Below are 22,708 nucleotides of genomic sequence, written 5' to 3'. Positions count from 1 at the left end.
CTTTGTATGGTCACCAAATGGTAACTACTACCAATATGGAAACCTCATGTCTATAGTGTGCGGCCTTTTTACAGCCAGACCTGAGGTAAAGATGAAGATTCGTGGAATGATGGCCACCGCTGCCGACCAGCCGCTGCGGGTGGGGGAAATGTCCCTGCGCGACGTTCAGGATAACGATGTGCTGATCGATATTCTCTACTGCGGCGTGTGCCACTCCGATCTGCATATGGCGCGCAATGAATGGGGCGTCAGCCAGTACCCGCTGGTCCCGGGCCACGAGATTGTGGGTCGGGTTCGCCAGAGCGGCAAGGCGGCAACCCGCTTTACGCCGGGCCAGCTGGTGGGGGTGGGCGTCATGGTCGACTCTTGCGGTCAGTGCGCCTTTTGCCAGCAGCATGAAGAGCAATATTGCGACAGCGGCTTTACGCCGACCTATAACGGCACAGACCGCTATACCGGCGAATTGACTCGCGGCGGCTATGCGCAGAATATCGTCGTTGATCAGCGCTTTGTGGTGAGCGTGCCGGAGAACCTTGACCCGGCCGGTGTCGCGCCGCTGCTGTGTGCCGGCGTTACCGTGTGGTCGCCGCTGCGCTACTTCGACGTCAAGCCAGGAGACCGGGTCGGGGTGATCGGTCTTGGCGGTCTGGGGCATATGGCGGTCAAGTTGGCCAGCGCGCTGGGGGCGGAGGTCACGCTGTTTACCACTTCGCCGGAAAAAGGCGAAGACGCGCGGCGTCTGGGGGCAAGCCGGGTGGTGATTTCCCGCGATAGCACACAGATGGCGGCCTGTGTCGCCAGCCTCGATATCATTCTTGATTGCGTTGCCGCCCCGCACGACCTGGACCCCTATCTGGTGACCCTGAAAACCAACGGCCGGCTGGTGCTGGTGGGGATCCCCGACAGTCCTCACCCAGCACCGGATGTCACGCCGCTGGTGTTCCGTCGCCTGAGCATCAGTGGCACCTCCATCGGCAGCATTCAGGAGACCCAGCAGATGCTGGATTTCTGCGGCCAGCACAACATTACCGCTGATATCGAGATGATTCGCGGCGAGGAGGTTGAAGCGGCGTTCAGCCGGATGCTGAAGGGAGAGGTGAAATACCGCTTTGTGATTGATATAGCCGCCACGGCGCTCTAACCGCCACTGCGCCCGATTTCTACGGGCGCATCCTGTTTCTTTCTTGCAGAACGATCCTCCATGTTACCGGCAGCCCATAGCGGGTAATGTTGGTTTTTTGAATGCACCAGGTTGTATCGTTGTTGAAATCGCTAATTTCATATGCATTTCTGATATAACCATTATCAATGTCGGTCTTTCCTGAAATATTGTTCGCGCCAGCGAGCGGTGTTAGTATCGGGTGAATAGCCATTTAGACGGCTAAAGAACTTTTCGTCAGGCTATTTCATAGGCCATTCTGGACCTGGGCTGCGCTCACGCTCCGCACGTACGACCTGTACGCTCCAGGTGTTGCGTGCTGTCCGCGACCACACTGCCTGCAACGATAACGCCTGGCCGTAAAGGTTCTCAAATCAACATCGCTAAACTAAGGAACTGCTATGTGGCAAGAAAGACTCGCGCAACTGGTCACCACCTGTCATTGGATCGGCGCGAAAGGCTGGGCACCGGCCACCGGCGGCAATATGTCGGTGCGTCAGGATGAGACCTGGTGCTGGCTCAGCGAGTCAGGACGCGATAAGGGCAGCCTGACGACGGAAGATTTCCTCCAGGTTGAGATCGCCAGCAATACCGCGCCTTCCGGGCGCAAACCTTCCGCGGAAACCGGCCTGCATACCCTGGTGTATCGCCTGTTCCCGGAGGCCAACGTTGTGCTGCACGTGCATACCGTCAACGCCACCGTACTGTCGCGCATTGAAAAAAGCGGCACCCTGGCGCTGCAGGGCTATGAAATGCAGAAAACCCTGACCGGCCAGCACAGCCATCTCGATACCGTACCGGTGGCAATTTTCGATAACGACCAGGACATTGACGCCCTGGCGGCGCGCATTGAAGATTACGCCCAGACCAACCCGCTGCGTTACGGTTTCCTGCTGCGCGGCCACGGTTTGACCTGCTGGGGCAAAGATATTAACGAGGCCCGTCGCCAGTTGGAAGGGCTGGAGTTTTTGTTCGAGTGCGAGCTGATGCGTCGCCGCTACGAGCGTGACCAGAGCCAGCACTATTAGGCTATAAATCTCCCTCCACCAACGGGTCAGGCATGGATTTTTATCTCGGAATCGATATCGGCACCTCGCGCGTTAAAGCGGTGCTGTTTGATGAATATTTTCAGGCGTGCGCCAGCGCGGCGCAGAATACCGGTCCACGGCTATCGGCCAACGGCTACGCCGAGCAGGACATGGCCCAGCTGTGGCTGTCGGTGGTGACGATCCTGCGTGACATAGCCCAGCATCCGGCGCTGCAAAACGGGCGTTTACGCGCGATTGGCCTGGCCGGGCAGGGTGAAGGCGTCTGGCTCAGCGACGCCGAAGGCGAACCGGTCGGGCCGGGAATTTTGTGGAGTGATACCCGCAGCCGCGAGCTGATGAGCGAACTGCTCAGTCGCCCCGGTTTTGATCGCCGTTTCTTCGACGATACCGGTACCCACCTGCAGCCCTGCAACACCAGTATGCAGCTGTGCTGGCTTAAACATCATCAGCCGGAGCGGCTGGCGGCGGCCCGTTATCTGTTTTTCGCTAAAGACTGGATCCGCTTTCGCCTCACCGGCGTCGCGGCGCTGGATCTCACCGACGCCAGCACCTCTTTGCTCAATCAGCAGAGCGGGACGTTATCCACGGTGGTGCTGAATGACATGGGCCTCGCGGATTTAGCGCATCTGTTCCCGCCGCTGCTGGCGCCGGATGCCCTGGCCGGTACGCTGCGTGAAGAGGTCGCCTTGCTGACCGGGCTTCCCGTTGCCACCCCGGTGGCGGCTGGTGCGCTCGACGTATGCAGCGCGGCGCTGGGCTGCGGCGCGGTGAACGACGGTGATATCTACACCATTCTTGGCACCACCTGCTGCACTGGTATCGTCTGCCACGGTCGTCAGACGGTCAATGAGGGGACGCGTTATGTCACCCATACCGAAGCAGGCCGGTTCATTAATCTGTTTCCGATGCAGGCCGGGACGCCGAACATCGACTGGCTCCAGCAGCAGATTTCGCTGAATCCGGATTTACAGCAACTGGAACAGAGCATCGCCAGCGTTGAGCCGGGCAGCGGCGGGGTATTCTGGCAGCCCTATCTCAACGGCGAACGCGCGCCATTCTTTAGCCCCGAGGCGCGGGCCGGTTATTTCGGTATCAGCCAGCACACCACTCGCGCAGAGCTACAGCGGGCGGTGTTTGAAGGGCTGGCATACGCCATCGTCGACTCGCTTCAGGGCTATCCGCAGGGCGGTGAACTGTACCTGACCGGCGGCGGTGCGGCTTCCGCCACCTGGCTGCAAATCATTGCCGACTGCACCGGCAGAACGGTGGTCTCCAGCACGTTCAACGAGCTGAGCGCGCGCGGCGCGGCGATTCTGGCTGCGCGCAGCGTCGATGCCCTGAGCCATTACCCGGTGCTGGAGCAGACCCGCTATCAGCCCAATGGGCAGGCGCATCGCCGTTACGCCGCGCTCTACCCGGTTTATCGCCTGCTGCGCGAGCAGATGCTCCCGGTCTGGCAGGCCCGCCACGAGGCGCTTCACGCTCTTTCTCAGGAACAACGCATATGAAAATTGTATTTACCGCCGAACACGCCGGCGATCTCAGCGCATTTCAGCAACTTGGCGAACTGCGGGTTGAAGGATGGGCGCTGGGCAAGCCGAAGCTAAGCCCCGGCCAACTGATCGAGCTGGCTCACGACGCTGACGTGCTGGTGACCAGCTACGATGATGTGACGGAAGAGGTGATCGCCGCCTGCCCCCGTTTGAAGGTCATCGCCTGTACCCGTGCCAATCCGGTGAATATCGATACCAAAGCCGCCCAGGCGCGGGATATCCGGGTGCTCTATACGCCGGGCCGGAATGCCGACGCTGCCGCAGAACTGACGCTGGGGCTAATGCTGAGCCTGGCGCGACACATTCCGCAATCGCACGCGGCACTGAAGCGCGGTGAGTTTACTAACGCCGAGAACGCCGCACAGGCCACCCAGAGCGGGCTGCGCCGCGATGTGGTGTGGGATGTCAGCCCGGAAAGTCCTTATGAAGTGTTTAAAGGCAGCGAGCTGCGCAATAAAACCCTGGGGCTGATCGGTTACGGCAATATTGGCCGTCGGGTGGCGCGCATTGCCCGCGCCTTTGGTATGGCGGTGCTGGTGGTGGATCCGTTTGTCGCCGCCGAGGATATCAACGAGCCGGGATTACAGAAAACGACGCTTGAGGCGCTGTTCCGTGAGGCCGACATCGTCAGCCTGCATCTGAGCAGCGGCCCGCACAGCGATGGCCTGGTCAACGCGCCATTGCTCAAGAGCATGAAGACGGGGGCGCTGCTGATTAATACCTCTCGCGCCGCGGTGGTAGATGAAGAGGCGTTGATTCAGGCGCTACGCCACGGTCCGCTGGGTGGCGCGGGGCTGGATGTGTACCACCGGGAACCGCTGTGGCGCGACCATCCGTTTGTCACCGAGTTTGATAACGTGATTATCACCCCGCATATTGCCGGGGCGACGCGGGAGAGCATCGCGAAGCATACCGCGATGATTGCCGCCGACCTCCAGCGCTATGTTGCCGGGGAGCCGCTGCTTTACCAGTGGCGCTAAGCCGCTTTTGCCGCCGCGAGATGCGGCGGCGATGCTGCTATCAGCGGCGGTTTGCCGCCATAAACGCCTGAATTTGCTCCCAGTCAACGACTCCCGCATCTGAACCCATCCCGGTCGCCACCAGCGCGGCGACGGCAGAAGCCACCTCACACGCCGCTTTGACGCTTAACCCACGGGCCAGGGCGGCAATAAAGCCGCCGCAGTAGCTGTCGCCGCAGCCGGTGGTGTCGACAGCATCGACCCGGAATGGCGCAATATGTTCAATGGCACCATCGCGGGTCAGCAGCCAGGAGCCGTTCTCGCCATCTTTCAGAATGCAGGTTCCGACGCCAAGCCCGAAGAAGAAACGGGCGATCGCTTCCGGCTGTGTCTGCCCGGAAAGATACGCGGCTTCTTCAAGGGAAGGCATAAAGTAGTCCACCGATGGCAGCAGCGGGCGCAGCAGATCCAGGGTGTGCTCATCGGGGGCAATGAGATCGAAGCTGGTGGTTACGCCGCGGGCTTTCGCCGCCTGTAGCAGAAGTGCGCTTTGCCCGTTGTCCATCGCCGCCAGCAGGCCGGTGCCGCCGTGGTGCAGGAAGCGACAATCAAGAACATCGGCGAACTGCTCTTCACTGACGAAAAGGATATCGGAAGCCCCCCGGCAGTGCAGCGCCGGGCGCTCACCGTTGGGGCGGATGGGCAGGATCGTCGCTGAGGTTTCCTTCAGCGCGGTGCGCTGGATCAGCGAGCAGTCGATACCCAGCCGGGCATAGCTGGCGAGGATAAAATCGGCTTTTTCGTCTTCGCCCAGGCAGGCCACCGCGGCGGTGCGAATCCCCAGCTTTGCCGCGTTAATATTGGCTCCGGCGGCGGTGCCGGCGGGGTTCAGGCGGATCTGTTCGATAAAAGCCACCCCGCCGCGCGGCGGGATGTCGCTAACCGGGCGTCCGGCGATATCAAGAATAGTCAGGCCGACAAAGACGGCGTCAAAAGTTGCCATATGTGCTCCACTTAACGATGCGTTTGACGCAGACGTGCCTGCCAGAAGGAGAGGGCCAGCGCCACCACCAGAATCACGCCCACCAGCGCATCTTTCACCAGGTAGTTCAGCCCCATCAGGTTCAGGCCGTTATCAATAATCGCGAGGAACAGTACGCCGCCGAGGGTGCCGGCGATGCTGACCCGGCCCAGCCGGTTAAAGGCGGTGCCGATAAATACTGCGGCAATAGCGTCCATCAGGTAGGCCTGGCCGGCCAGCGGTGTAAACTGGCGCAGGTTGGCGGAGAGGATCACGCCGCCGACGGCGCACAGCGCGGAGGCTGCCACCAGCACCCATAGCATGGTCCGGCGGTCGCGGATCCCGGCGATACGCGCCGCTTCGCCGTTCTGGCCGATCGCGCGAACGTATTTGCCGAACAGCGTACGTTCGGTAATCAGCCAGGCCGCCAGCCACAGCACCAGCACAATCACCACCGGGGTGGGAATACCGGCGATAGTGCCGACTGCCAGATCGTGATACTCCGGCGCCATCCGACGGTAAGAGATGGAGCCGCCGCCGTCGGTATAAATACGCTCGGCGCTGCTGGCGATAAACCAGGTGCCGAGAGTGGCGAGGAACGGACGAATCTGGCAGATAAGGATCAGGAAGGCGTTCAGCAGGCCGATAATCACCCCGCCGAGCAGCGCGCAACCCACTGCCGCTTGCCATGGCAGGTGCCAGGTTTTGAGCGCCACCAGCGCAAAGGCCGCGCCGAAATCCAGCGCCACGCCGACGGAGAGGTCAATCGCCCCGGCGCTGACGATAAGGGTCATCGCCATCGCCACGATCAGCAAAATGGCGCTGCCCTGCAGCAGGTTGGCCCAGTTATCGAAGGTCAAAAATACCGGGTTGGCCCAGCCGAACAGGGCAATCGCCAGCAGGGTAATGACGCCGAATCCTGCCCGCGACAGCCACGCCAGCGGGCTGCTGGCAGTTTGCCCCGTTGATGGGGTCTTGAGCGTCAACTGGCTCATCAGTTGCCTCCTTTATGTCTGACCGCCGACGCCGCCAGCACTACGAGGATCAGGCCGCCTTTGATAGCCCCCATCCAGAAAATATTCACCCCCAGCAGACCCAGACCGTTGGAGAGTGCGTTGACCAGCACCGCACCGAGCAGCGCGCCCCAGATGGTGACCACCCGACGGCGCGAGAACGCCGCGCCGATAAAGGTGGCGAGGACGGTTTCCAGCAGCAATGGCGTCGCCGTGCCGCTGGAGCTGCCAGAACCCTGGCTGAGCAGCGGCATGATCGCCAGTCCGGCGGCGATCCCCGCCAGCAGCCAGACAATAATGGTCAAGCGGCGCACGTTGAGCCCGCTCATCTGTGCCATATCGCGGTTGCCGCCAACGGCCTGTAAATGCTGGCCGAAGCGGGAGTGATGCAGCAGAAACTGAAACAGCGCGAAGACCGCCAGCAGGTAGATCAGCGGCCACGGGATGCCGAACAGATCGTTATCGCGAAAAGCCACCATCAGCGGATCACTGACCGCGATACGCCGCTGGCCGGTCAGCAGGTCGGTCAGCCCGGTGAAGGCCACCGAGGTCGACAGGGTCGCCAGCAGCGGTGGCAGACCCGCCACCAGCACCAGCGTGGCGTTGACCGCGCCGCAGGCCAGACTGACGGCAATAAGCAGTAAAAACAGCAGCAGGTAGGGGGTGTTCCACTCCGCCATGCCAAGGCTAAGCAGCGCCACGCCGAGCACCGCAATGGCGGGCAGCGACAGGTCAATCCCGCCGGAAACCACATCATCGCCGCCGACCGCTATCACGCACACCAGGCCGAAGCAGAGGATCGCCAGCGGCACGCTCTGTACCAGCATCATGCTGATATTCTGCCAACTTAAAAAGAAGGGCGACTGGAGGCTGAGCCACACCAGCAGCGCAAAAAAGAGAATCAGGGGGAATTTTTCGATAAGCGTCGTGAGGCCCGCAAGGGGGCGACGCTGGATACCTGCACTCATACCTGTTGTTCCTGTCCACCGTTAATCGTCACCAGTAACGCGTCCAGCGTCAGTCCCTGGGTCGGGAGATTGGCTACCAGCTCGCCGCGCCACATCACCAGGATGCGGTCGCACAGGCCCAGCAGCTCCGGTGCGTCGCTGGAAGAGACCAGTACGCCGCGACCGCGGTCCGCCAGCTCGCGGGTACGTTGATAAATATCGCTGCGCGCCCCGATATCCACCCCGAGGGTAGGCTCATCGAGAATGAACAGCCGCGCGTCGGTGCCCAACCAGCGGGCGAGAATCGCCTTTTGCTGGTTGCCGCCGCTCATCAAGCGTACCGGCAGTTCCGGGCGGCCTGGGCGGATGGAGAGCTGGTCAATCCAGCTGCGCGCTTTTTCCAGCGCTCGGCCTCGACGTTCCCAGCCGAAGGTGGCGGTGTCAGGCAGCGAGGCAAGATTAATATTATCGGCGGTGGAGAAGGGGAGGATCAGCCCCTGATGACGGCGGTCGCGCGGGACCAGCGCCAGCCCGGCACGGGTGGCCTGATACGGCGTACGCAGCCGTTTCAGCTGACCGTCGATGCTGATTGTGCCGCTACGGGGACGGCGCAGTCCGTAAAGGAGATCGACCAGCACGTCGCGCCCAGCGCCCAGCAGTCCGGCGACGCCGACAATCTCGCCCGGCTGAATATCAAAGGTAATATCGTTTAATTGCTGGCCGTCGCTAAGGTGGCGTACCGCAAGCACCGGTGCGACAGCATCGACTTCCTGAGCGCTGCTCTGGCGCGGGGTATACAGCTGCTCGATATCGCGACCGACCATCATTTTTATCAGCGCGTCGGTATTTTGCAGCAGTTCCCGGTCAGGATAGCCGACGACCTCGCCATTACGCAGCACCGTGCCGCGATCGCACAGGGCGGCGATTTCGTTGAGATAGTGAGAAATATAGAGGATTGCGATCCCCTGTTCCCGCAGACGCAGGATCGCCGAGGAGACCAGGCTGGCCTCCTGCGCTTCCAGCGGGGCGGTAGGCTCATCGAACACCACCAGCTTTGCGGCGCCATCGATCAACGCCCTGGCTATCTGCACCAGCTTGCGTTCGGCGAGGCTGAGGTCACGGATCAGGCGACGCGGGTTAATGTCCAGCTGCCAGCTGTCGCGGAAGAACGCTTCGGTGGCGGCATTCATGCGCCGCCGGTCCAGCGAACCCCAGCGGGTGCGGTATTCCTGACCGAGAAACACCGATTCCGCGACGGTAAAGTGCGGGATCAGGTTAAGCTCCTGGTGAATGACGCGGATGCCCAGTGCTTCAATCGCCGCAGGATTACCGAGCGGCAGCGGCACGCCGTCGAGGGTGGCGTTGCCGCTGTCGGCCTGGTATACACCGGCGAGAATCTTAATGAGGGTGGATTTTCCCGCGCCATTCTCGCCGATCAGGCCGTGAATTTCACCGGGTTTCAGAAGCAGCGTGACCGCATTTAATGCAGTCACGTTGGCGAAGGTTTTGCTGATCTGGTTCATCGCCAGACCAGCGGCGGGATGGACCCCGCCGGAGGATTGATTTATCACTGCAGTTCGCCATATCCCAGCTGTTTGTAGACCGCTTTCGCCTCCTGCGGACCTTTCACCGGAACCACCGGAATAAAGGTCTGCACCGGCAGCTTCTGTTTGTCGAAGTAGCGGGCGACGTTATCGGCGGAGGTCTGGCCAATCAGATGCGGCTGCTGGGCGACGTTGGCGACGAACGGGCTACCCGGCTCGGCCATGATTTCCAACGTTTCCGGGCCGGCATCAATGGCGGTGACCTTAACGTCTTTATCGCGCCCGGTCTCTTCCAGCGCCTGGACGATACCGATAGCTGGCTGATCCCAGCAGGCAACGTGGATGGCGTCAAGTTTACCTTTCGGGTACTGGCTCAGCAGTTCGAGGGTTTTCTTACGCGCATCTTCCGGCGAGTTGGCAAATTGTTCCGCCAGCTCCGGTTGAATAATATGAATGTCCGGGTAATCCTTAAGGACATATTTCCACTGGTCGTAACGAATGCCGCAAATACGCAGGGAACTGGAGAACGCGTTAAATACCGCAACGTTACCTTTGCCGCCTAACTCATCGGCCATATAACGACCAATGGTTGACCCAAGGGTGTAGTTATCGGAGGTGGTGTTATTGACGGAGTATTTTGACACATGGTCAACGGTAAATACCGGAATACCCGCGTCGCGCAGCGCTTTGAATTTCGGCTCAACGGCGCTATCGCCCAGGATGCTAATTACCGCATCGACTTTACGCGACAGTAAAATATCGTGGTTGTTGGCATGAACCTGGTTATCACGGCCGCCGTCGACGCCGATCACTTTGCCACCCAGTTTCTCGACTTCTTCGCTAGCGCCTTTATAGGCTTCACGATCCCAGAAGTGCTGGGTGCCGACAACGGCGACGCCGATGGTTTTTCCCTGAAGTGATAAGGCTTCTGCCGCCAGGGCGTTTGCGGAGGCGAGCGAGAGCAGACCCAGCGCGATGGGCAATAATTTCATTTTCTGCGACATTCTTATTATGGTCCTGTGATGGAGGTGGCTGCGGAGCAGTAGCATGACAATAACAGCCACGCAACCTCAAATACAAAAAATATATAAGCTATATCAACAATGTTATATCGCAGATTTGTCTAAGGAAAACTTAAATTTATCACCTGCAACCTGAAAATATTTCATGATGAGAGTTAACCCATTTTTATTTTGTGGGTTTAAATTGCTTGCAAGCCTTATTAATTCAAATAAAGATTGTGGCTTAATTTTAATTATTTCGTCGCTGTAATATATCGTACTCAGGAATAATACAGAGTTGTTCTGCGTGGGCAATCCTTCTTGTGTAGCAGATTATAGGGTGATGCGTGGGTGAATCCCATTATTATCACCCTTTATTATGGCGATGGTTATCGGGCGAGAAAAGAAAACAGGCGCTATGAGAAAACAACACAATCTGACCGTAATGCACTGGGGAACCTGGCAGGTCGAGGCCCGCGACGGCAAAATTGACGCAGTGACCCCGGTGCCGTGGGATAAAAACCCCTCACGCATCGGTCAGTCGCTCCCCGATGCGGTCACCAGCAAGACGCGAATTCGCCGTCCGGCGGTACGTGCTGGCTATTTACAGCATGGCCCGGCGTCGCGGGAAGGGCGCGGCAAAGAGCCGTTTGTTGAAGTAAGCTGGGAGGTGGCGCTCGACCTGCTGGCCCGCGAGCTGAACTCGGTCAAAACGCGCTGCGGCAACGAGGCGATTTTCGGTGGCTCCTACGGCTGGGCCAGCGCCGGGCGTTTTCACCATGCCCAAAGCCAGCTGCACCGTTTTCTCAAATCCTTTGGCGGCTACACCGCCAGTACCAACACCTACAGCAGTGCGGCGGGCGAGCGTATTCTTCCGCATGTCCTCGGGCCGTTAAGTCCGCTGCATCGTCAGCATACCCATTTCTCCGAGCTGGCGCGGGAGTGCCAGCTGTTTGTGGCGATTGGCGGCCTGCCGCTGCGTAATTCGCAGGTCAGCGGCGGCGGTGCCAACGACCACATGCTGAAATACTGGCTGGAGAAGATGCAGGAGCAGGGGACGCGCTTTGTGAATATTAGCCCGGTGCGCAATGACCTGAGCGCCGTCGTGAGCGCCGAGTGGCTTGCCGTGCGTCCGGGGACGGATACCGCGCTGCTGCTGGCGCTCTGTTACGTTCTGATTAACGAATCCCTGTACGACAGCGGTTTTGTCGCCAGCCACACGGTGGGTTTTGCCGCGTATCGCGCCTACCTGATGGGGGAGAGCGACGGTGTGGCAAAAACGCCGGAGTGGGCGGCAGCGATCATCGGCATTGATGCGCAGCAGATTACCGCGCTGGCGCGTGAGATGGCCAGCCAGCGCACGATGGTGAATATTTCGTGGTCGATACAGCGTGCGCGCCAAGGCGAGCAGGCCTACTGGGCGACGGTGGCGCTCACCGCGCTGCTGGGGCAAATCGGTACGCCGGGCGGCGGGTTAGGGTTTGGCTATGCCTGTACCAATCTGGCGGGGGCGGCGCGCAAGACCTTTTCCGGGCCGCGGCTGCCTGCCGGTAAAAACGCGGTGAACAGCGTCATTCCGGTGGCGAGGCTGTCCGATATGCTGCTGCATCCGGGGGAAGCCTATGAGTTTGACGGCCAGCATCTGCGCTATCCTGATATTCGCCTGGTCTACTGGGCCGGCGGCAATGCGTTTCATCACCATCAGGATATCAACCGCCTGTGTGAAGCCTGGCGGCGGCCGGAAACGGTGGTGGTGCACGAGCAGTACTGGACCGCGCAGGCCAAATTTTCCGATATTGTTCTGCCGGTTACTACCTCGCTGGAGCGGGAAGATATCGGCAGCGGCGGCCACGACGGGTTTATGATTGCCATGAGCGCGCAAATTCCGCCGGTGGGCGAAGCGCGCGATGATTACGCTATCTTCTGCGACCTGGCCGGGCGGTTGGGCTGCGGCGAGAGTTTTAGCGAAGGGCGTGATGTCGGGCAGTGGCTGCGGCAGATCTACGAAGAGTCGCGACCGCGAGCGCGGGAAGAGAGGATTGAACTGCCGTCGTTTGAGGCGTTCTGGCAGCAAGGGGTGCTGGAGTACAGCGCGCCGGAGAAGCCGCAGATATTTCTGGCGGACTTCCGGGCCGATCCGCAGCGCTATCCGCTTTCCACACCGTCCGGCAAGATCGAGCTGTTCTCCGAAACGATTGCCGGCTTTGGCTATCGTGAATGCCCCGGCCACCCGTGGTGGGACGAGCAGGAAGCGGCCTGGCAACGGCAGGAAGCGGCGCGCTGGCCGCTGCATCTGCTCTCCAGCCAGCCGCGTACCCGGCTGCATAGCCAGTACGATCACGGCAGCGTCAGCCGGGCAACCAAAATCCACGGCCGCGAGCCGCTATGGATGCACCCGCAGGATGCGCAGGCGAGGGAGATCGGCGAAGGCAGCGTGGTGAAAGTGTATAACGCGCGCGGCGCGATCCTGGCCGGCGTGCACCTGAGCGAACAGATTTTGCCGGGCGTGGTTCAGATGTCGACCGGCGCCTGGTACGATCCTCTGGACCCCAATGAAAAGGGGTCGCTGGATAAACATGGTAACCCCAACGTATTAACCGAAGATCGCGGCAGTTCGCGCCTGGGTCAGGGCTGTAGTGCGCAAAGCTGCTGGGTGGAGATTGAACCGTGGCGCGAGGCGCTGCCACCGGTGACCGCCTTCGATCCCCCCAGGTTTGTCAGTGCGTAGAGGGGAAGGGAATGACTGAGCGCTGATGAGGCGTGGCGGAAAGTTGGCCCGAACAGCCTGGCTCGCCACCCAGGCCAGAGTCCTGGAAATGGCTGCCATGGTTCGTCCTTGCAGCGAAGCGATGTAAACCATGATGATATTCCTATGCCCCAGGGGCGTCACTCATGGTTGGGTAGTCAGTATAACCCTTGTCGTTACCGCCGAAGAAAGTGGTAGGGTCAGCGTTGTTGAACGGGGCTCCGGTTTTCACTCGTTTAGTGAAGTCCGGGTTGGCGAGAACTGCTGCGCCGTAAGCTTCGAGGTCAGCGAGACCTGAAACGACATCGGCTCCAAACTGTTCACGCGGGCGACCCGGGCGGTTAAGGATCAACTTGCCCGACCAGGCTTTGCGGATATCGGCCAGTAGCGGGTCGTTTCCCTGGTGCATGATGTGCAGATAAGCCAGTCCGAGCTTGTCGAGTTCCGCAACGAGGTAACGATATAAGTCCGGTCCGTTTTCGCCTTCTTCAATGCCCCACATCGTAGTGCCGGGCGACAGGCGAATGGCAGTGCGAGCGGCACCGATTTCCTCAGCTACAGCGACGGCTACCTCGATGGCGAAACGAGCGCGGTTTTCGATAGCGCCGCCATATTCATCGGTGCGGGAGTTGGCATTCGGGGCGAAGAATTGCTGAATGAGATAGGCGTTGGCGCCATGGATCTCAACGCCATCGGCACCGGATTCGATCGCACGCTTTGCGGCATATGCGAAGTCCCTGACTGTCTGCTGCATCTCCTCTTTGGTCAGCGCGCGCGGCGTCGGGATATCCTGCATGCCGGTGGCGGTGAACATGCCTGTGCCCGGCGCGATCGCAGATGGCGCGACACCCTGACGATGATGCGGCGTGTTGTCGGGATGCGACATGCGACCAGCATGCATGAGCTGAATGAAGATGTGCCCACCCTGAGCATGCACAGCATCGGTGGTCTTCTTCCAACCGGCAACATGGGCATCGGTGTAGATGCCAGGGGTGGTGAGATAACCCTGACCGTCGTCGGAAGGCTGGGTGCCTTCGGTAACAATCAGACCGACATCGGCACGTTGCGCATAATATTCGGCGGCGAGTTCACCCGGCGTGCCGTCATACTGAGCGCGTGAACGGGTCATGGGGGCCATGACCAGGCGATTTGGTAGGCTGTAATGCCCAACCTGGACAGGCTCGAACAATTTGCTCATGGAAAGATCCTCGGTAGTGAATGAATCAATAGACTGGTTGGTAGAGTCAGTATTTGAATTACTGGCTGCCCGCTCTATTAAAGAATCTGAAGCAGCCATGAATTTATGAATGTACTCATTGCTCAGTCCTGACGACGACAGGATCGGTGCACTCATAAGTCCTCAATTATTTCATCGCGATCATCATCCCCTTTACATAAACTGGAATAAATAGCGTTTTTTGGATAACATTGTTCCATAAATGAAGCAATTGTTAAGGTGCCATCAGTCGCTTAACAGGCCGGGAGCAGCTGGATACGGCGTTGTCCTAAAGATCGTCACAAGGTGTCGTCAATATGGATAATTACCTCAAAGATATGGCTCTGTTCGTCGAGGTCGTGAAGGCAAGGGGCTTTCGTGGCGCGGCAGCCGCGGTCGGAATTCCAAATTCCACGCTTTCCCGGAGAATCAGTGCGCTTGAGAAAGCGATCGGGCTGCGCCTGCTACACCGAACCACCAGAAAGGTCGAACTGACCGAGGCCGGCCAGATTTATTTTGAACGATGCAAGCGCATCGTGGATGAAGCTCGCCTGGTACATGAACAACTTGGCGAGATGCTTGCACAGCCGAGCGGAGTTCTGCGGGTCTCACTTCCAGTTGATTTCGCCGTGACCTATCTTGCACGCTTGATTGCTGAGTTCGCTGACCTCTACCCTGGCATCTCGTTCGATTTCGATCTTAACCCGCGCAGGGTAGATCTGGTTACCGAACCGTTCGACGTGGCAATTCGTATCGGCGAATCCGAAAACTCACAACTGATTGCGCGACCCTTGGCTTCACTCACACCGCATCTCTACGCCTCACCCGGATACCTTGAACGTTCGGGGCATCCGAATGCACCGGCCGATCTTGAAAGACATGAATGCATGAATATTATGAAAGGTAGTTCGTGGACATTGCGCCGGGGCAGGCAGACTCATACTGTGCCCATCAGCAGTCGATTCTCGATCAACAGTGTCGGAATGATTCGCCGTCTGGCAACGCTTGATATGGGCATCATTCTGATGCCGCAGGAAATCGTCGCCGATGAGTTGTTAACTGGCGTGCTGCAACCGATCATGCCAGCCTGGCAAGGCTCACCCATGCAGGTTTATGCAATGACTGAAACCCGCCTGCTGCCTGCTAAGACACAGCGCTTTCTCGAATTCCTACGTGAACGTCTGAGTACAGAATCCAGATGAATTATTGCCCTTAGTGCAGATTAGTGCCGATTAATATTAGCCGCACTGACTTGATAAGCTTATCCTTCACCGAAGTCTCGGAGCGAGCCATTGATGCCGGAGTACTAAAGAGTACTCCTGGCGTGAATAATTATTTAACGGGGGTAAGCACACTATCTGAATGCAAATATAAACGAATATTTTCACATACTAGATTCTTCATCGAATTACGGGTCTCATTCGTGCCACTTGCGTAGTGAGGTGTAATAATGACATTGGCACGTTGCAGGCCAATCGGTATTTCAGGTTCATGTACCAGTACATCAAGTGCCGCACCTGCAATCAGATTTTTTTCAAGTGCGGTTATAAGATCGTCCTGATTTACCAGACTGCCGCGTGACACATTCACCAGGTAACCAGATTTACCTAATGCAGTTAGCACTGTCAGGTCAATAATATTGTGGGTTTGTGCGGATAAATTAGCTGATAAAATAAGTACATCCACCTCACTTGCCAGTTGTTGTATGGTTTCAATCCGTCTGGCTGTAATATCCACCTGATTGCAATCCGTGTAATAGATATCACAATCAAACGCCGACAACCGACGGTAAATCGCCTGACCTACGCGCCCCATGCCAAATATTCCCACCTTGCACCGACTGAACTTCGTAGTTAGCGGATAGCGCGAATGGTTCCAGTGCCCCTGTCGCACAAAATCAATGGCAGGCATAATTTCACGGGTGAGCGCCAGACAAAAGGCAAGGGCGAGGTCCGCGACATCTTCTGTTAATACCCCCGGAGTGTTGGTGACGATAATATTATTCTGTCGCGCATACTGCATGTCGATCCCATCAAACCCTACACCGAAAATAGCAATTAGTTTCAATGACGGGAAATTCTTCAGGAAATCGGCATCGAGTTTACTCTCCCCATTGGCAACGCCAACGGTAGCGGAATTGATATTTTCTTGTTGAGATTGAGATACTGCTTCGTGAACATCAATCAGCATATACTCATTTTTTAAATGTTGCTCAAGATTTTCAGGTATTCCATCAAGCTTTAAAATTAATGTTTTCATCATAATACCTTTCTGCCTGGCCTATGTAGCATCTAAATTAGCATGAATTAATCAATTGAAACTTATTCGAAGATTAAATAAATAACCCTAACTTTAAGTAAAAATTAATTTCCCTATACATCACTAAAAAATTGCACTACTGTTATATGTAATTTTTCGCTCATATACGTCTTAAAGATGTAGTTTTTATTGAGGTTTATATAATTTTTATGCTGACCATGTGGAATGCAGATCACTTTTTTGAAAAAATCGACACAACCATCGGTGTCGACTACATGTTACGCGCTCGGGAAGGCGTTCCGGAGAAAGGGGTATACATCCGACCACATATGCATCTGGAGCATGAAATTATGTGGTTTCATAAAGTGGAGGGCAGTTACACTATTGGAAGCGAAAAGTTTAGTCTGAAAAATAACACTTTAATCTACGTCAGTCCTCTGGTATTGCATGATATGGAGCTGGCGTTTACCAACGATCATGAACGTTTTCTTTTACAATATGATAATGCTGTTCTTAGTCGGTTAAAATATCCATTCCCGGCGTTGAAACCCCATGCCGGCATTGTCACGCAACTCAATGAACAGGACGCCGGAAAGCTACAATTCTTGTTCAGATGGTTTACGGAAATACATGAGGCAGCGCATTCAGTCCATGAGATAAACCCATTGATGATTCTACTGCTTAACACGGTATTCCACCACGCCACCCAGGCAGAACAAATATCGCCAGAAGGGGAAGGTAATAGCTCCTTTGAAAGTATCATAAACTTTATTATTGATATGGAGACTCGCACTTCATTTAATATTACTCTGAATGAGGCTGCGGAAACTGTTGGTCTGTCGTCGAGCCATTTTTCGCGTACTTTTAAAAAAATTATGCAGGTCAGTTTCAAAGAGTATCTTGTCAGAAAGAAAATATCCCAGTCTGCTAACCTGCTGACGAATACCGATTTGAATGTGACGGATATTGCTTATCAATGTGAGTTTACCGATAGTGCCTATTACTGTTTTCAGTTTAAAAAAATTGTTGGTGTGACGCCGAAGAAATTCAGAACTAACAGTCGCTCAACAAAACAGTTATCCACGAAGCATGATAAAATATAATAAGTTCATTACCTTACCGACCTAAACACGAAGAATATACATATGTGCCAGTATCACGTAGGGTTACTATTTAATGCCAATAAAGCCTGGGACCGTCAGGTTATTGAGGGTATTGGTGAGTATTTTGCTATCTCAGAATGCAACTGGGATATTTATATCGAAGAGTCATTTTGCACAAATAAAGTGAACACCATTATGGCATCAGCAGATGGCATTATCGCTGATTTTGACGATCGAGATATGGTTAAAATATTAGCTGGGTCCGTAAAGCCTTATGTTGGCGTCGGCGGATCTTTTGCCCTGGAAGACAACTACCCACAGTGTGATTATGTAGCGACGGACAATTATGAGTTGGTTAAGTTGGCATTTGAGCATCTGATGAATAAGGGCATTCAGCGCATCGTGTTTTTTGGCCTACCGAATGCCAGTGAAAAACGATGGGCAACAGAGCGTGAAAATGCCTATTTGCAGTTGGCGAAAACGCATTTTTACGTTCCTGAATTGTTCCAGGATTACGATGCCGCGATCCAACAGCGGGATATCTCGATGTGCGCGCTGATATCGTGGATCCGTTCGCTTGTACCTCAAAGCGGTATTATCGCCGTCACCGACTCCCGCGCCCGCCATCTGTTACAGGCATGTGCAATCGCAGGTGTAAAGGTGCCTGATGAGATCGCTATCATTGGGATCGATGATGAAGACCTGGTCAACTATCTGTCGCGTATCTCCTTAACAACGGTGGTGCAAGGTACCCGTCAAATAGGTTTTCAGGCTGCCCGACTCTTACATGCACATCTTTCATCAGAAGACCAGAAAGCCCGGTGTCGTATTGTCGTTCCTCCGATAGGTATCAAAGAACGCATGTCGACGGATGTAAAACAGACCCATGACCCGCTGGTGAGGCGCGCGCTGTCATTTATCAGCGAGAACATTCATAAGCCGCTGAAAGTAATTCACGTAATCAACTACCTGGGGCTTTCCCGTACGCTCATTGACAGCAAATTTCAAAAAGAGCTTGGGTGTAAGGTTCATGTGGTGATCCTGAAAGAAAAACTCATTCGCTGCCGGATACTGCTGGAGAACAAAAACATTCCGATTGCGGATATCCCCGCTCTGGTCGGGTTTCCCTCCATTACCTACTTTTATAACTTCTTTACACGCCAGATGAATATCACGCCGGCGATCTACCGTCAGCATAACGCAAAAGAATAAGTGACCGGGGATACCGGTCACTGTTGTGTATTTACGCCGCTGAGTTTTTCTGCGTCATGGACATCAGCGCTTTATCGTTAAGGCTGTATTTGCGCATGATGAGCACCAGCGAGGCTACAAGGATAGCCGGTAACACGGTGAACAGCAGTCGGATAGTTTCCAGCGCCGACGCCGTTTGCGTTGTTGCCCCACCGACATAATCACCCCAGGCTAGCAGATATCCCACCAGCGCACCACCGATGGCAATCCCTAACTTAATGGCGAATAAATTGGTGGAGAAGACAATACCGCTGAGTTTCTTGCCACTCTTTTGCTCCTCAGCATCAATAATGTCTGACAGCATGCTCCACTGTAACGGGGTTGCGGCAAGCTGGATAATATTAATGATAATCACCAGCGAGAAAATGGCGATGACGTTGCTGCCGGGAATAAAATACATACCCAGCAGCAGTGCGGCTTCGAGTAACATTGCCGCTTTAAATCCTTTTACTTTATCGATGTTTTTAAATACGGTAGGCGAGATCATTGCCCCTAATACACCCGATGCCAGAGTCGCGGTTAGTAACAGGCTGCCGAGATCAGGACGATTCATAATACTATTTACAAAATAAAGTGTGGTGCCACCTTTAAAAAGCACGGCGACCAGATTCACCACATTGAGTGCAAAAAGAATGCGCCAGTCTTTATTGGAAAGTAGCGTTTTGAGATCGTCGAGGATACTGTACTTTTTGGTTAATTCGACATCTGATGAAAAACGCTCTTTAGTCAGACCAAAGCAGATGAAAAAGAGAATAATGCTCAGCGTACCCATTACCATCATGGTGTAAAAATAGCCGTTCTGCAGATTACCTTTCCCCAGATAAGCCACCAGCGGTAGGGCCGTCAGGGCGACAATCAAGCCACCCAGAGTACTAAGAGCAAATCGCCAGGATTGTAATGACACTCGTTCTCTGGAGTCATTTGAAATATTATTGATCATCGCGCAGTAGGGGACATTAATGGCGGTGTAGACCAGCGACAGTAATGTATAAGAAACGTACGCGTAGATCAGTTTTCCACCGTACGATAGATCTGGGGTATAAAACGTTAAGCAGCACAGCACGCCAAACGGAATCGCGAACCATAATAAGTAGGGGCGAAACTGACCATACTTTGACTTTGTTCTGTCGGCCACTGCACCCATTAATACATCAGTTACCGCATCAATTAAACGCACCGCCAGAAACATGGTGCCCATATGTGCTGGATTCAAACCAAAAATATCGGTATAAAAATAGGCCATAAATAGCATTACGGTCTGCCAGACTAAATTGCAACCGGTGTCGCCTAGCCCATAACTTATTTTTTCTTTTACGCTTATTAGCGAACTGTTCATACAGACCCCATTGGATAAAAGTACGGATTTGCTTAAGTAGACGTTATTAAGTTATTGCTATTCTAGTTTCTGATATGTATAAACAATCCTGACAAATATAAGAAGAGTGTACTGTATGAGTGATGAATCTCCCGTTTTCGAGAAAATTCCCGTCCGCGCCGGGGACTTGTTCACCTTCCGGGTCGACGCTATCAGAGGCTTCCAGGGGATAGAGGTGGTACCGCATTATCATATGATGCACGAGATGATGTGGTTTCGACAATCAACGGGCAGTTTCACTATCGGAAATGAAAAATTAGTAATAGAAAACAATACGTTGATTTTTGTTCCGGCATTGATGATTCATGAGATGGTTATCCCGGCGCAGGCGAATCATGTGCGCTATCTCCTGCAATTCGAAAAAGAGTGGCTTGATGAGCACGCATTGGCATCCGATGCATTGCATTGTGGTGCGATGGCTATTCTTGGCGCAGAAGACGCCGACCGGCTGGAAATGCTATTTAACTGGTGTGGCGAGTTTAGCGATTTTACCGACACGCTTTTCCGCTCACTAATCCGCAGTATTCTGCTGCATGCATTTAAAAATCTGAAAGCAGCCGTGCATATTACAGAAAGGGAAAATAACGCCTATCTCGGAGAGCTTATCAAATTACTGAAATCTATTGATGCCACTGAAAATTATGAAATAACAACAGAAGAAGCAGCGCGAACCTGTAACTGGTCTAAGTCATGGTTTTCCAAAGTATTTAAAATTACCTTTGGTCTCAGCTTTAAAAAATTTATTCTGTTGCGAAAGTTAAATATTGCCATTAATTTACTGACGAATACCGATCTACGTATCAGTGAGATTTCCCAACGCGCTGGCTTCACCGACAGTGCTTACTTTTGCCTTAAATTCAGGGAAATGATGAACGATACCCCACTATCATTCAGGGATAAAGTCAGAACCACTACTGATGTCGGTAGCGGACTGCAGCTGTAACGATAAATGTTAAAAACAGACTGATTTTTCTGAGTGTGATCGGCGTTTCCCTGGTCGCGCAAAAAAATCATATAAACTCCATCAAAGAATACATTTTTTGCCCTAAATTAAGCCTACTTTTCATAGCATGAATACGGCGCTTGTTTCGCTATGCTGACTATCCCTTGAAAAATAAAGGTATTGTTATGAATAAGACAGGGTTTAAAGAAAAAGTAGGCTATGGTCTGGGTGATGGTGCCTCTAATATCATCTGGCAAACCATCATGTTATTTATGGCCTATTTTTACACTGATGTGTATGGCCTCAGTGCTTTTCATATGGGAACTATGTTTCTCGTGGTTCGTGTTTTTGACGCATTTGCTGATGTTTATGCTGGTTATTTAGCTGACCATACACAAACAAAATACGGCCAGTTTCGCCCCTACCTGCTCTGGTTTTCCTTACCGTTTGGCATTTTTGGAGCGTTGACGTTTTATACTCCGGATTTCGGGGAAACTGGAAAAATTATCTATGCATACGTTTCCTATACCACGCTGTCGATTTTTTACTCTCTGGTTAACGTGCCCTACTGTGCAATGATCAATAACCTCTCCAGGGACACGAAGGAAAGGGTATCAATGCAGTCATACCGCTTCGCCTTTGCCGCATTGGGCGGGATTATCGTTTCTGCCGTGGCGCTACCCCTGACCAAAGTGTTGGGCAATGGCGATCTGCAAAAGGGGTATTTCTACGGCATGATCCTGATGGGTATGTTGAGTACGATCATGTTCATGATGTGCTTTGCGATGACCAAAGAGCGTTATATCAAAGAGGTTGATAAAACCCAGAAATTTAGCGGTATCTATAAAGACCTCAATATCCTGCTGAAAGACCAGAACTGGCGCTGTATCTTTAGCCTCAATGTGGTCAACCTGATTGCCGGAATATTAAAAACCGGCGGGGCCATGTACTTCGTGAATTATTATTTGCATCGCCCGGACCTGGTCAGCGTGGTGCTTTCTATTATCCTCGGTGCGAAGTTTATCGGTTCGATGTTTACCACCACATTGTACGGAAAACTCGACCGCTTATGGGCTTACAAATTGGCAATGACGGTACAGGCGGCGGTGATGATTGCGCTGTTCTTTGTGCCTGCTGATTACATTGTCCTGACCTGCGTGGTGGTGGGTATTATTCACTTTATCAACTCCACAGCCACGCCACTGCAATGGAGCCTGCTTAGCGACATTATTGATAATGTGGAGAAAAAATCAGGCAAATCCCTCAGTGGCCTGGTTTTTTCCACCAACATTTTTGCCATTAAGATTGGTATTGCCATCGGTGGGGCCATTATCGGTTGGCTGCTGACGATGGGGGGCTATGTGGGTAACGCGCCCGTACAGACTGAATCGGCGACCCTTGTCGTCAGACTCATTTTCACGGTGATTCCGGCGATGCTGATCCTGAGCCTGATTTTAATTCTGAAAAAATACCGCAACAGTGAAGAGTCCGATAACGCCGTTACGGCGATCGCGGCACAAAACGAGCCCGCCAGACACTAACGGTTTATTACGGACGCTAACAAGGAGT

18 protein-coding genes are annotated in these 22,708 nt (G+C 54.5%); 10 read left to right on the top strand and 8 right to left on the bottom strand.

The window, feature by feature from the left end:
* Positions 1-91: 91 nt before the first annotated feature.
* The 4 genes from ACMYSN_RS06225 to ACMYSN_RS06210 all read left to right on the top strand — a co-directional run bounded on the left by ACMYSN_RS06225 (position 92) and on the right by ACMYSN_RS06210 (position 4,741).
* Positions 92-1,141 carry an NAD(P)-dependent alcohol dehydrogenase gene (locus ACMYSN_RS06225; protein ID WP_462497417.1) on the top strand — a complete coding sequence of 350 codons (1,050 nt, stop codon included), beginning with the start codon at positions 92-94 and terminating at the stop codon, positions 1,139-1,141.
* Positions 1,142-1,560: 419 nt separating this feature from the next.
* Complete coding sequence (locus ACMYSN_RS06220; RefSeq protein WP_462497416.1) at positions 1,561-2,187, top strand: methylthioribulose-1-phosphate dehydratase; 627 nt, start codon at positions 1,561-1,563, stop codon at positions 2,185-2,187.
* Between the two features lie 32 nt (positions 2,188-2,219).
* Positions 2,220-3,716, top strand: coding sequence for an FGGY-family carbohydrate kinase (locus ACMYSN_RS06215; protein ID WP_462497415.1), 1,497 nt, complete (start codon positions 2,220-2,222; stop codon positions 3,714-3,716).
* Positions 3,713-4,741 carry a 2-hydroxyacid dehydrogenase gene (locus tag ACMYSN_RS06210; protein ID WP_462497414.1) on the top strand — a complete coding sequence of 343 codons (1,029 nt, stop codon included), beginning with the start codon at positions 3,713-3,715 and terminating at the stop codon, positions 4,739-4,741. The genes ACMYSN_RS06215 and ACMYSN_RS06210 overlap by 4 nt, the downstream gene beginning before the upstream one ends.
* A gap of 40 nt (positions 4,742-4,781) precedes the next feature.
* Here ACMYSN_RS06210 and ACMYSN_RS06205 read toward each other — a convergent pair whose 3' ends face one another.
* The 5 genes from ACMYSN_RS06205 to ACMYSN_RS06185 are packed head-to-tail and all read right to left on the bottom strand — an operon-like array spanning position 4,782 to position 10,249.
* Positions 4,782-5,723: a carbohydrate kinase family protein gene (locus ACMYSN_RS06205; protein WP_462497413.1), complete on the bottom strand. Its 942-nt coding sequence runs from the start codon at positions 5,721-5,723 to the stop codon at positions 4,782-4,784.
* Positions 5,724-5,734: 11 nt separating this feature from the next.
* Positions 5,735-6,736, bottom strand: coding sequence for an ABC transporter permease (locus tag ACMYSN_RS06200; RefSeq protein ID WP_174508534.1), 1,002 nt, complete (start codon positions 6,734-6,736; stop codon positions 5,735-5,737).
* Complete coding sequence (locus ACMYSN_RS06195) at positions 6,736-7,722, bottom strand: ABC transporter permease (protein ID WP_462497412.1); 987 nt, start codon at positions 7,720-7,722, stop codon at positions 6,736-6,738. The genes ACMYSN_RS06200 and ACMYSN_RS06195 overlap by 1 nt, the downstream gene beginning before the upstream one ends.
* The gene (locus tag ACMYSN_RS06190; RefSeq protein ID WP_462498210.1) at positions 7,719-9,224 is read right to left on the bottom strand and encodes a sugar ABC transporter ATP-binding protein; all 1,506 of its coding nucleotides are present in this window, start codon (positions 9,222-9,224) and stop codon (positions 7,719-7,721) included. The genes ACMYSN_RS06195 and ACMYSN_RS06190 overlap by 4 nt, the downstream gene beginning before the upstream one ends.
* A gap of 44 nt (positions 9,225-9,268) precedes the next feature.
* Positions 9,269-10,249, bottom strand: a complete 981-nt coding sequence (locus ACMYSN_RS06185) for a sugar ABC transporter substrate-binding protein (protein WP_462497411.1) — start codon at positions 10,247-10,249, stop codon at positions 9,269-9,271.
* A gap of 415 nt (positions 10,250-10,664) precedes the next feature.
* Between ACMYSN_RS06185 and ACMYSN_RS06180 the strand changes: the two genes are divergently transcribed.
* Positions 10,665-12,974: a molybdopterin guanine dinucleotide-containing S/N-oxide reductase gene (locus ACMYSN_RS06180; protein WP_462497410.1), complete on the top strand. Its 2,310-nt coding sequence runs from the start codon at positions 10,665-10,667 to the stop codon at positions 12,972-12,974.
* A 142-nt stretch (positions 12,975-13,116) separates the two neighbouring features.
* On the opposite strand, the gene ACMYSN_RS06175 is transcribed toward ACMYSN_RS06180, so the two are convergent.
* Positions 13,117-14,346, bottom strand: a complete 1,230-nt coding sequence (locus ACMYSN_RS06175; protein WP_462497409.1) for an alkene reductase — start codon at positions 14,344-14,346, stop codon at positions 13,117-13,119.
* A 179-nt stretch (positions 14,347-14,525) separates the two neighbouring features.
* On the opposite strand from ACMYSN_RS06175, the gene ACMYSN_RS06170 reads away from it, so the two are divergent.
* Positions 14,526-15,410: a LysR family transcriptional regulator gene (locus ACMYSN_RS06170; RefSeq protein ID WP_462497408.1), complete on the top strand. Its 885-nt coding sequence runs from the start codon at positions 14,526-14,528 to the stop codon at positions 15,408-15,410.
* Positions 15,411-15,540: 130 nt separating this feature from the next.
* On the opposite strand, the gene ACMYSN_RS06165 is transcribed toward ACMYSN_RS06170, so the two are convergent.
* Entirely contained in the window at positions 15,541-16,470 is a 930-nt protein-coding gene (locus ACMYSN_RS06165) for a Rossmann-fold NAD(P)-binding domain-containing protein (RefSeq protein ID WP_462497407.1), read from the bottom strand.
* A gap of 215 nt (positions 16,471-16,685) precedes the next feature.
* Here ACMYSN_RS06165 and ACMYSN_RS06160 point away from each other — a divergent pair, with 215 nt between their 5' ends.
* Both ACMYSN_RS06160 and ACMYSN_RS06155 read left to right on the top strand, forming a co-directional pair.
* Positions 16,686-17,570 (top strand): helix-turn-helix domain-containing protein, encoded by an 885-nt coding sequence (locus ACMYSN_RS06160; RefSeq protein ID WP_462498209.1) that lies wholly within the window; start codon positions 16,686-16,688, stop codon positions 17,568-17,570.
* 42 nt (positions 17,571-17,612) lie between these two features.
* Positions 17,613-18,782 carry an AraC family transcriptional regulator gene (locus ACMYSN_RS06155; protein WP_462497406.1) on the top strand — a complete coding sequence of 390 codons (1,170 nt, stop codon included), beginning with the start codon at positions 17,613-17,615 and terminating at the stop codon, positions 18,780-18,782.
* Positions 18,783-18,813: 31 nt separating this feature from the next.
* Here the strand turns inward: ACMYSN_RS06155 and ACMYSN_RS06150 are convergent, their stop codons facing one another.
* Positions 18,814-20,157, bottom strand: a complete 1,344-nt coding sequence (locus ACMYSN_RS06150) for an MFS transporter (protein WP_462497405.1) — start codon at positions 20,155-20,157, stop codon at positions 18,814-18,816.
* A 115-nt stretch (positions 20,158-20,272) separates the two neighbouring features.
* Between ACMYSN_RS06150 and ACMYSN_RS06145 the strand changes: the two genes are divergently transcribed.
* Positions 20,273-21,139 (top strand): helix-turn-helix domain-containing protein, encoded by an 867-nt coding sequence (locus ACMYSN_RS06145; protein WP_462497404.1) that lies wholly within the window; start codon positions 20,273-20,275, stop codon positions 21,137-21,139.
* Positions 21,140-21,324: 185 nt separating this feature from the next.
* Positions 21,325-22,680, top strand: coding sequence for an MFS transporter (locus ACMYSN_RS06140; RefSeq protein ID WP_462498208.1), 1,356 nt, complete (start codon positions 21,325-21,327; stop codon positions 22,678-22,680).
* The last annotated feature ends 28 nt before the right edge of the window (positions 22,681-22,708 follow it).

Origin of the sequence: Klebsiella sp. R445 (assembly GCF_051131755.1) — a bacterium.
GTDB lineage: Bacteria > Pseudomonadota > Gammaproteobacteria > Enterobacterales > Enterobacteriaceae > Klebsiella > Klebsiella lignicola.
Note: the sequence above shows the minus strand (reverse complement) of the source record. Positions and strands in the feature narration are given on the sequence as shown.